This window comes from Micropruina sonneratiae (genome assembly GCF_025972045.1).
Classification (GTDB): Bacteria; Actinomycetota; Actinomycetes; order Propionibacteriales; family Propionibacteriaceae; genus Micropruina; species Micropruina sonneratiae.
The window spans coordinates 40,876-50,400 of record NZ_JAPDHX010000008.1; the positions used below are offsets into that span (position 1 = coordinate 40,876).

Here is a 9,525-nt window from a genome sequence, read left to right on the forward strand (position 1 = left end):
GCTAGATCCACGACCGCAGCCACATGCGCGACAGCCACTGCGAGTACGGCAGCAGTTCGTCGGTCAGCACCGGGTAGATCCAGGCGAAGTTGAGTGCCACCAGCGCCACCGCGACGCCGACGATCATCGCGCCGCGTCGGCGGCCGGGACTGTGCGCCGGGCCGAGGATCAGCCCCATCACCAACGCCAGGCCGATGACGGTGAACGGCACCATCGTGATCGCGTAGAAGAAGAACTGCGGCCGGTCGGTGTAGTTGAACCAGGGCAGCCAGGTCGCCAGCGTCGCCAGCACCGGGACGCCGAAGCGCCAGTCGCGGCCACCGATCCACCACACCAGGCAGACCACCAGCGCGATCGCAGCCATCCACCACAGCACCGGGGTGCCCATCGCCGAGATGACCCGGATGCACTTCTCGGTGCCGGTGCATCCGTCGGTCCCGATCGCGATGTCATTGACCGCGTCGAACCCGGTCGGCCGCACCATCAGCAGCCAGCCGGCCGGATGCGCGTCGTAGGGGTGGGTGGCGTTGTTGATGTAGTCGCCGGTGTGGAACTCGTAGATCTCCTTGTGGAACCACAGCAACGAGGCGAAGCCCTCACCGAACGCCTCGACCCATGGATGGTCGGGGTTGTCGGCGCCCCACGAACGGTCGTAGCCGCCGGTACCCATCAACCACGGGATCCACGTCGCCAGGTACACCGCGGCGCCCACCACGACCAAGCGCACGAAGGCGGGGATGCCGTCGATCAGGACGGCCAGCCACGAGCGCCAGTCGGCCCCGGCTAGCCGTCGGGCCCCGACGTCCCACAGCACGCTGACCACGCCGAACACGGCCAGCACGAACACCGAGTTCCACTTGCAGGCGAGCGCGGCGCCGAACATCACCCCGGCCGCGAAGCGCCACGGACGCCACCAGATCACCGGTCCGAACTCGCCGGCGAAATCGGGCCGGCCCAGCCGGTCCAGCGCGTCGGCCAGCCGGTGCCGATACCAGTCCCGGTCGGCGACGCAGCAGGCGACGGCGGCCACCAGGAAGACGGCCTGGAAGATGTCGAGCAGGGCGGTGCGGCTCATCACGAACGCCAACCCGTCGAGGGTGAGTAGCAGGCCGGCGAGGCCACCGATCAGCGTCGAGCGCGACAGCCGCCGGGCCAGCCTGATGGTGGCGAAGATCAGCAGGGCGCCGAACACGCACGGCATGAACCGCCAGCCGAACGAGTTCATCCCGAACATCCATTCGCCCAGCGCGATGAGCCACTTGCCCAGCGGCGGATGGACGACGAACTCGGCGGTGTCCTGCCACACGTTGGTGTTGCCGGCCACGATCTGGTCGTTGGCGGTGTCGGGCCAGTTGCGTTCGTAGCCGAAGTGCAGCAGCGACCAGGCGTCCTTGGCGTAGTAGGTCTCGTCGAAGATCAGCTTGTTCGGGTAGGCGAGGTTCTGCAGCCGGATCAGGAACCCGAGCAGCGTGATCGAGAGGGTGACGAACCAGCCGGCCGCCACGTCGGTCAGCCGGCCGTCCCGCAACCGCTGCACGGTGGTCAGGTCGTCGCGCGCCACCGGCGGCTGCCACTGGCCGCTGCGGCGGGCCTGCGGCGGCGTCCAGGTCGGGGCGAGGTCGCCAGAGGTGGACGCCCCGACGTCTGGCTCGGCGACGGTGGACGCCCCGTTGGCTTCGATCACCGAGCCATCCTAAACGGCAATGTGTCAGGGTTAGAGCCATGGATGAGCGGGGGCTGCTGGTGCTGGCCGGGACGCCGATCGGCGACACCGCGGACGCCGCACCCGCCCTGCTGCGCGCCCTGGAGGGCGCCGACGTGGTCGCCGCCGAGGACACCAGGCGGTTCCGCGACCTGTGCCACCGGCTCGGCATCACTCCCGCGGCGACGGTGGTGTCCTTCTTCGACGGCAACGAGGGCGCCCGCGTCGGCGGTCTCGTCGAGCGGCTGCTGGCCGGTTCGCGGGTCGTGGTGGTCTCGGACGCCGGCATGCCCGCCGTCTCCGACCCCGGCTACCGGCTGGTCGCCGCCGCGGCGGACGCCGGGGTGCGGGTGACTGCCGTGCCCGGCCCGTCGGCGGTGCTCACCGCGCTGGCGGTGTCGGGGCTGCCCACCGACCGGTTCTGCTTCGAGGGCTTCCTGCCCCGCAAGACCGGCGAGCGCCGCTCCCGGCTGGCCGCTTTGGCCGCCGAACGGCGCACGATGGTGTTCTTCGAGGCGCCGCACCGGCTGCCGGCCTTCCTGGCCGACGCGGTGACGGGTTTCGGCGGTGAGCGCCGGGCCGTGGTGTGCCGGGAGTTGACCAAGACCCACGAACAGGTGCTGCGCGGCACCCTGGCCGAACTGGCGCAGTGGGCGCAGGGCGAGGTGCGCGGCGAGATCACCGTGGTCGTCGAGGGGGCGGCCACCTCCGGCGGCAACTTGGCCGACGCCCTGGCCGCGGTCCGCACGGCGATCGCGGGCGGCGTCCGGCGTTCCGAGGCGGTCGCCGAGGCGGCAGCCGCGCACGGGGTGTCGCGCCGCGAGCTGTACGACGCCGCGCTGAAGGACCGGGCGGACGCCCCGGAAGGCGCCGGATCATGAGCACACCGTTGCCCGAGGCGCCCGAGCCGCTGCCGGCGTCCACCACCGACGCGCACACCCACCTGCTCAGCACCGCGGAGTTCTCCGGGCTGCCGCCGGCACAGGCCATCGCCCGCGCAGCCGCGGTGGGGGTCACCCGACTGGTCGAGGTCGGCTGCGACGTGCCCAGTTCACGAGGCGCCGTCGAACTGGCCGAACTGCACCCGGGGGTGATCGCCTGCGTCGCGCTGCACCCCAACGACGCCGCCCGCGCCGGTGACCGGCTCGGCGCGCTGCTGGCCGAGCTCGAGCCGCTGGTGGCGGCCGGCCCAGTCGTCCGGGGCGTGGGGGAGACCGGACTCGACTACTACCGCACTCGGGACGACGAGGGCCGGCGCCGGCAGAAGGACTCGTTCGCGGCGCATCTGGCCTGGGCCCGCGAGCACGACAAGGCGATCGTCATCCACGACCGCGACGCGCACGCCGACGTCCTCGACGTGCTGGACGCCGAGGGCGTGCCGGAGCGGTTCATGATGCACTGCTTCTCCGGCGATGCCGCCTTCGCCCGGCAGTGCCTCGACCGGGGAGCCTGGCTGTCGTTCCCGGGCACGGCGACGTTCAAGCCGAACGAGCCGCTGCGGGAGGCCTTCGACCTGACCCCCGACGACCGGCTGCTGGTCGAGACCGACGCGCCCTACCTGACTCCGGTGCCGCTGCGCGGCAAGCCGAACGCGTCCTACCTGATGCCGCACACGGTGCGCTTCCTGGCGCAGCGCCGGGGGGCCGAGCTGGCGGAGTTCTGCGCGCTGCTGGCGGCCAACGCCACGGCGCTGTTCGGCCAGTGGCCGCAGACGCCTGGCGGGCGGGACGAGGTGCGCGATGGCTGAGGGACTGCTCGATCCGCGGCGGATCCGTGAACTCGCCGCCGAACTCGACCTGCGGCCCACCAAGCAGCGGGGGCAGAACTTCGTCCACGACGCCAACACGGTGCGCCGGATCGTCGTCGCCGCCGCGCTCACCGCCGACGACGTGGTGCTCGAGATCGGGCCCGGGCTCGGTTCGCTCACCCTGGGCCTGCTCGAGGTGGTGCGACACGTGCACGCCATCGAGATCGACGACCGACTGGCCGGGCTGCTGCCCCGCACCGTCGCCGAGCGGATGCCCGGCCGGGAGTCCCGGCTCACCGTGATCGAGGCGGACGCCCTCGCCGTCGACGAGCTGCCCGACCCGCAACCGACCGCGGTGGTCGCCAACCTGCCCTACAACGTGAGCGTCCCCGTGCTGCTGCATGTGCTGGCCAGATTCGACACGGTCCGGCACGGACTGGTGATGGTGCAGGCCGAGGTGGCCGACCGGCTGGTGGCGCCGCCCGGCTCGAAGACCTACGGCATCCCGTCGGTCAAGCTGGCCTGGGACTGCTCGGCCCGCAGGGTCGGGTCGGTGCCGCCGGCCGTGTTCTGGCCGGTCCCCAACGTCGACTCCGGGCTGGTCCGGCTCGAGCGCCGGGACCCGCCGGCGACCTCGGCGACCCGCGGCGAGGTGTTCGCCCTGGTCGACGCCGCCTTCGCGCAGCGGCGCAAGATGCTCCGGTCGGCTCTGGCCGGACGGTTCGGGTCGTCGGCGGCGGCGTCCGCGGCGCTGGAACGGGCCGGAATCGATCCGCAGGCCAGGGGAGAGGTGCTGGCGGTCGAGGACTTCGCCCGTTTGGCTGCGCTGACCGGCCCTGCTGGTGCCAACGGGCTGAGCATCGGCTAGCTTTGCGGACGTGGCGACGCCCCTAGCCCCCGAGGCCGACTGGGTTCGGGTCCGGGTCTCCGGCAAGATCAACCTGGCCCTCCGGGTGGGTGCGGTGCGCCCCAACGGGTATCACCCGCTGTCCACGGTGTTCCAGTCGGTGTCGCTGTTCGACGAGGTCGGCGTCCGCTGGGACGAGCCGGGCCGGTTCAGCGTCACCGTGACGGGGGACCAGGCCGACCAGGTGCCCGCCGACGACCGCAATCTGGCGGTGAAGGCGGCCCGGCTGCTGGCCCGCAGCTACGGTCCGTCGCGCCTGGGCGCGGAACTGTCGATTCGCAAGACGATCCCGGTGGCGGGCGGCATGGCGGGCGGCTCGGCGAACGCCGCGGGCGCCCTGCTCGCCTGTTCGGTGCTGTGGGATCTGGACATCACCCCCGACGAACTGCGTGCCTACGGCGCCCAGCTCGGCGCCGACGTCCCCTTCCAGTTGATGGGCGGGACGGCGCTGGGTACCGGACGGGGCGACGAGCTGGTGCCCGTGCTGAGTCGGGGCAGCTACCACTGGGTGCTGGCGCTGAGCGAGGACGAACTCTCCACGCCGGCGGTGTTCCGGCGCTTCGACGAGCTCAATCCGGACGCCCCGGTCGACCTGCCGATGCCCACCGACGTCATGAACGCCCTGGTCAGCGGAGACGCCGCCGCCCTGGGCAGGGTGCTCGCCAACGATCTGGAGCCCGCCGCGGCGGCCATGCGGCCCGGGCTGCTGCAGGTACTGGCGGCGGGCCGCGAACTCGGCGCCCTGGGGGCCATCGTCTCCGGCGCCGGACCGACCTGCGCCTTCCTGGCCGCCAACGAGGCCGCCGCCGTCGACCTGTCGGTGCAGCTCTCCAGCCAGGGACTGTGCCGGGCGATCCGCCGGGTCACCGGCCCCGTGCCCGGGGCCCGGCTGATCACCACCTGAGCGGAGGACCGCCCGGACACACCGTTACCCGGACGCCGTGGCCGGCCCGCGCTCGTCCGGCATCACCGACGCCAGGAACGGCAGTGCGGCCAGCAGGGCGGCCGGCACGAACATGGTGTGCTGCAGGCCGAGGTGGCTGGCCAGGAAGCCGATCAGCGCCGGCCCGCACAGGAACGTGGCGTAGCCGAAGGTGACCACCACCGCCAGCCCGCGACCGCCGGCGGCGTGCCCGGCCACCGCGTACACCTGCGGGGCGATCATGCCGATCCCGAAGCCGACCATCGCCCAGCCGATCAGCAGCACCGGCAGCGGGGTCGCGATCGCGGTGATCAGGTAGCCGATGGCCGCGCAGGTGCCCCCGAAGCGGACGACGGCGCGGCGTCCGAAACGGGCGACGAGCGCGTCGCCGAGCAGCCGGATGGCGACCATGAAACCGGCGACCACCGTCACCGCCACGGACGCCTGAGCCGGCGGGATGTTCGCCACTTCGGCGGTGTGCAGACCCGACCAGTCCATGGCGGTGCCCTCGCCCAAGCCGAACGCGATGGCCATCAGGCCGAGCAGGTAGGCCCAGCGCGGAATCGGGCTCTTCGCCCCGGACTCGTCGGCATGGCTCACCACGGCGGTCTCGGGGGTGATCCGCAGGGCGATCACCAGGCTGCCCACCCCGACCACGGTCGCCAGCACGACGGCGGCCTGTACGGGGGCGGACGCCCACGCCAGCGACGCGAGCAGCACCAGGGCGGCGCCGGTGAAGTTGCCCACCGACCACATGCCGTGGAAGAAGCTCATGATCGGCTTGGGCCGGCCGGCCTCGACCTGCACGCCGATCGCGTTCATCGACACGTCGATGCCGCCGTTGCCCAGGCCCAGCAGGACGCCCGCCGCGATCAGCATCGGAAAGTCCACGGCGAAACCGGCGAGCACCAGCCCGACGATCAGCAGGGGGACGCAGGCCATGGCGACCCGGCGGGCGCCGATGCTGTCGGTCAGCCGGCCCCCCACCTGCATGGCGGCGATGGCGGCCACGCCGGTGATCACCAGCAGGATCGCGACGCCCCCCGCGTCGAGGCCGAGCCGGTCCTTGAGCGCCGCCAGCGACGCCGCCCACACGCCGATGACCAGACCGTTGTAGGCGAACAGGTTGACCACGGCCGAGGCGGACGTGCGGGCGGACAGGGAAGGCGCGGGCATGGGTGCGACCCTATCGAGGCGGCGACGGCCCGAACGACTTTGTGTCGGTCGCCGCGTCTAGCATGCCGCCATGGAGCCCGACATCCATCCCCTGGGCGTGCACGACGTCGACCTGGCCGACTGGCGCTGGCTGCTCGGCGCGCTCCGCGCCGACTTCGCGGCGCCGTCGCTGGCGACTGCCGGAGCCCTCGTGGCCGCCGTCACCACCGAGGTGGACGAGCAACTGACCAGCGCCGAGATCTCCGTGGCCGGTGGCCGGGTGCTGGTCACGTTGCGACATGGCGACCCGCCCGTGGTGACCCACGCCGAGGTGCGGCTGGCGCAACGCATCAGCGCGCTGGCGGCAGAGCACGGGCTGACGCCCGAACCGGGCCACATCCAGGCCCTCGAGCTGGGCCTCGACACACCCCTGGACGCCGGGGTGAGGGCCGGTGGCACGGTGGTCGACCGCGGCGAAGAGCCGGCGTTCACTGTGCTCGCCGACGCCGACGGCAACAAGGTCTGCGTGTGCACCGCACTGGGACGCGACTGACGGCGTCCCCTGCGCCGATCGCGGTCGGCTCAGCCGACCCCGTCCGGCTCGGCCACCCCGGCGTCCGGCGCGGGACGCTGCAGCTTGGGTGCCGTCTCGAGGTGTCTCATGCCGTTCCAGGCGAGGTTCACCACGTGGGCCGCCACCAGGTCCTTGGCCAGTCCGCTGTCGCGGTTGTCCAGCCACCACTGGCCGGTGAGCGCCACCAGGCCGACCAGCATCTGCGCGTACATCGGTGCGAGCGCCGGGTCGAATGCCGTCTTGCTGAACTGGCCCGCCAGGAGATCCTCGGCCTGACTGGCCACGTCGGACAGGATCGTCGCGAACGACCCCTCGGGTGACGTCGCGGACGACCCCCGCGAGATGATCAGGAAGCCGTCGGGGCAGGCGTCGATGTAGTCGAGCAGGGCCAGGGTGCCGAGTTCGATCAGCCGCCGGGCGCCGGCGTGGGGCGTTGTCAGCGCGCTGCGGATCGCGGTGTGCAGGGCCCGCACCTCTCGGTCGACGACGACCGCGTAGAGGCCCTCCTTCCCGCCGAAGTGCTCGTACACTACCGGCTTGCTGACCTCGGCGTGGGCCGCGATCTCCTCCACCGACGTGCCCTCCAGGCCCCGCTCGGCGAACAGCCCCCGCGCCACCTCGATCAGCTGCTCGCGGCGCTCGGCCCGCGTCATCCGGACCCGGACGCGGCGCGCGCGGCCCGCGGCGGAGGTGGAAGTCACCCGCCCAGTCTGGCTGTCGAGGGCGCGGCATGCCAATCGTCCCGGGATGCGACAAGCGGGAGTGGGCCGTACAGTTGTGCCCGATCCCCGGTTGGTCTTCCGGCAGGGCCCGCCTGACTTTGAATCAGGATTAGCGCAGTAGGTTCGACTCCTACCCGGGGAGCTGTGACAAGGGCAAAGGCCGGGCTCCACTTCGGAACCCGGCCTTTGCTGCTCACAAATCCGCTCACAACTCGGTGGAAATCGCCTCAGACGACTGCGAACAGCACCGCTCGGGCAGCCATCGGGATGGTGAGGCCGGAGCCCTCGCGCAGCGCGCGGGCACGGCCACTTGCGATGAGGTCGTGAAGCTCGACGGCTAGGTCAAGCTCGGTCCCACCGCGCTACCGCTCAAAGCGCCCGGCTGGATATCCCCGGGCGCGCTGCTCGGCATTGAGTGTGTGTCCACCTTGTTGCTAGCCGCGGTGCTCGCGCACCACACCGGCAGGCCGGTCTCCCGCTCCACCGCCAACCGCGCAGCGCCCGCCTACCGGCAGCGGGCGGTCAACGGCTAGGGATGCCGCCAGCCCTGCGCGACCTCACCGCGCGCCTGGACCATCCATGCGAAGCCGACGGCCAGCAGTGCCAGCCCGCTTCCCAACAGCAGCCAGCCACCGAGGTTGAGCGCCGCACCGTCGCCGCCAATGGTTAGCCACTCGCTCGGCCAGCCGCCCACCAGAGCGCCGCCAGCCGCGAGCGGCAGGCCCTTGCCATTGAGCTTGCGTCGGGTCTGGGTGTCCTGCCTTACCTGCTGCTCCAGCGCCTCCACTCGCTCGGTGAGGGCGTGAAGCCGTTCCACCAGGGCCACCCGCACGGTCTCGTGCGCCTCCCGTAGGCCGTCAAGCTCAGCGTAGATGCTGGCAATCGCCTCTCGGACTTGGGCAAGCTGCGCAGTCGCCCGTCCCTCATCGTTCGGAAGGACTCGGGCAATCACCTGCGCCCCGTGGGCCTCTAGCCGGAGGTCGTAAAGACGCATCCTATGGCGCACCTTGACCTGTCCCCGCAGGAATGGCAGCCGTTCGGCCAGCCAGCCCCGCGCTTTGTGGGCTGCCCGAGCGCCGCCCGAGACCATCTGAGCCACCAAAGCGCCCAAGTCTGACGGTGCGACGATGACGAGGCCCAGCATCGTGACGGCCATGCCCAGCCACTGCACCAATGGCACCAACTCGCTCACCCCGCAGGAGTAGCACCGGCCTGGCGGTAGTCACCGGAGGCTCGCGGGCAAGAGTCCCCCGCTCACAAATCGGGCAGGACCACACTGGACGAGAGTGAGAGTCCCGGCGAGTGGTGGGGTTTGGGGGATCGGCGTGGCTTGACTGTGAGGCGGGCCATCGGCGTGATTCTTCGGTGTGTACGGCCAAGCACGCATCGAAGGAGATCTCACCGATGGCCCTGTCTGATTCTGCCGTGTCGGAGTTGTTGGACGCATTCCGTGCCGGTGACGGCGTTGATCTGGTTCGCGAGTCGGTCCGGCTCGTGCTCCAGGAACTGATCGAGGTTGAGGCCGCCCAAGTGATCGGCGCCGACCGCTACGAACGGACCCCGGAGCGGGTCACCGAGCGCAACGGCACGCGGCCGAGGGAGTTGATGACGAAGGCCGGCACGGTGGAGTTGGCGATCCCGAAACTGCGCGTCGGGTCGTTCTTCCCCTCGGTGCTGGAGGCCCGCCGTCGGATCGACCAGGCCCTGTACGCGGTGATCATGGAAGCGTGGGTGAACGGGGTCTCGACCCGTAACGTCGACGACCTGGTCGTCGCCCTGGGCGGGACGGGGATCTC

10 protein-coding genes and 1 tRNA gene are annotated in these 9,525 nt (G+C 71.5%); 7 read left to right on the forward strand and 4 right to left on the reverse strand.

Annotation, left to right across the window (positions count from 1 at the left end):
• Position 1 precedes the first annotated feature (1 nt).
• Positions 2-1,546 (reverse strand): dolichyl-phosphate-mannose--protein mannosyltransferase, encoded by a 1,545-nt coding sequence (locus OIE40_RS16155; RefSeq protein ID WP_264703979.1) that lies wholly within the window; start codon positions 1,544-1,546, stop codon positions 2-4.
• Positions 1,547-1,722: 176 nt separating this feature from the next.
• On the opposite strand from OIE40_RS16155, the gene rsmI reads away from it, so the two are divergent.
• Genes rsmI through OIE40_RS16175 form a run of 4 tightly spaced genes read left to right on the forward strand, consistent with a single transcriptional unit; the run spans position 1,723 to position 5,260 of the window.
• The gene (rsmI, locus tag OIE40_RS16160; RefSeq protein ID WP_264703960.1) at positions 1,723-2,583 is read left to right on the forward strand and encodes a 16S rRNA (cytidine(1402)-2'-O)-methyltransferase; all 861 of its coding nucleotides are present in this window, start codon (positions 1,723-1,725) and stop codon (positions 2,581-2,583) included.
• A complete protein-coding gene (locus OIE40_RS16165) occupies positions 2,580-3,449 on the forward strand; it encodes a TatD family hydrolase (RefSeq protein WP_264703962.1) in 870 nt (289 codons plus the stop codon). The genes rsmI and OIE40_RS16165 overlap by 4 nt, the downstream gene beginning before the upstream one ends.
• Positions 3,442-4,317 carry a 16S rRNA (adenine(1518)-N(6)/adenine(1519)-N(6))-dimethyltransferase RsmA gene (gene rsmA, locus OIE40_RS16170; RefSeq protein ID WP_264703964.1) on the forward strand — a complete coding sequence of 292 codons (876 nt, stop codon included), beginning with the start codon at positions 3,442-3,444 and terminating at the stop codon, positions 4,315-4,317. The genes OIE40_RS16165 and rsmA overlap by 8 nt, the downstream gene beginning before the upstream one ends.
• Before the next feature lie 10 nt (positions 4,318-4,327).
• Entirely contained in the window at positions 4,328-5,260 is a 933-nt protein-coding gene (locus tag OIE40_RS16175) for a 4-(cytidine 5'-diphospho)-2-C-methyl-D-erythritol kinase (RefSeq protein WP_264703966.1), read from the forward strand.
• A gap of 24 nt (positions 5,261-5,284) precedes the next feature.
• On the opposite strand, the gene OIE40_RS16180 is transcribed toward OIE40_RS16175, so the two are convergent.
• Positions 5,285-6,454, reverse strand: a complete 1,170-nt coding sequence (locus OIE40_RS16180) for an MFS transporter (protein WP_264703968.1) — start codon at positions 6,452-6,454, stop codon at positions 5,285-5,287.
• 70 nt (positions 6,455-6,524) lie between these two features.
• Between OIE40_RS16180 and OIE40_RS16185 the strand changes: the two genes are divergently transcribed.
• Entirely contained in the window at positions 6,525-6,986 is a 462-nt protein-coding gene (locus OIE40_RS16185; RefSeq protein ID WP_264703969.1) for a hypothetical protein, read from the forward strand.
• A gap of 29 nt (positions 6,987-7,015) precedes the next feature.
• Here the strand turns inward: OIE40_RS16185 and OIE40_RS16190 are convergent, their stop codons facing one another.
• Positions 7,016-7,660 (reverse strand): TetR/AcrR family transcriptional regulator, encoded by a 645-nt coding sequence (locus OIE40_RS16190; RefSeq protein WP_264703981.1) that lies wholly within the window; start codon positions 7,658-7,660, stop codon positions 7,016-7,018.
• Positions 7,661-7,792: 132 nt separating this feature from the next.
• On the opposite strand from OIE40_RS16190, the gene OIE40_RS16195 reads away from it, so the two are divergent.
• Positions 7,793-7,871, forward strand: a tRNA-Gln gene (locus tag OIE40_RS16195).
• Positions 7,872-8,258: 387 nt separating this feature from the next.
• Here the strand turns inward: OIE40_RS16195 and OIE40_RS16200 are convergent.
• A complete protein-coding gene (locus OIE40_RS16200; RefSeq protein WP_264703970.1) occupies positions 8,259-8,921 on the reverse strand; it encodes a hypothetical protein in 663 nt (220 codons plus the stop codon).
• Between the two features lie 212 nt (positions 8,922-9,133).
• Between OIE40_RS16200 and OIE40_RS16205 the strand changes: the two genes are divergently transcribed.
• Positions 9,134-9,525, forward strand: a 392-nt coding sequence (locus OIE40_RS16205; RefSeq protein WP_264703971.1) for a transposase, incomplete at its 3' end; no start/stop codon positions are given.

Excerpts from the sequence above, each read along its gene's own strand:
- rsmI (WP_264703960.1), top strand. The coding sequence starts at position 1,723 with ATGGATGAGCGGGGGCTGCTGGTGCTGGCCGGGACGCCGATCGGCGAC.
- OIE40_RS16165 (WP_264703962.1), top strand. The coding sequence starts at position 2,580 with ATGAGCACACCGTTGCCCGAGGCGCCCGAGCCGCTGCCGGCGTCCACC.
- rsmA (WP_264703964.1), top strand. The coding sequence starts at position 3,442 with ATGGCTGAGGGACTGCTCGATCCGCGGCGGATCCGTGAACTCGCCGCC.
- OIE40_RS16180 (WP_264703968.1), bottom strand. The coding sequence starts at position 6,454 with ATGCCCGCGCCTTCCCTGTCCGCCCGCACGTCCGCCTCGGCCGTGGTC.
- OIE40_RS16185 (WP_264703969.1), top strand. The coding sequence starts at position 6,525 with ATGGAGCCCGACATCCATCCCCTGGGCGTGCACGACGTCGACCTGGCC.
- OIE40_RS16190 (WP_264703981.1), bottom strand. The coding sequence starts at position 7,660 with ATGACGCGGGCCGAGCGCCGCGAGCAGCTGATCGAGGTGGCGCGGGGG.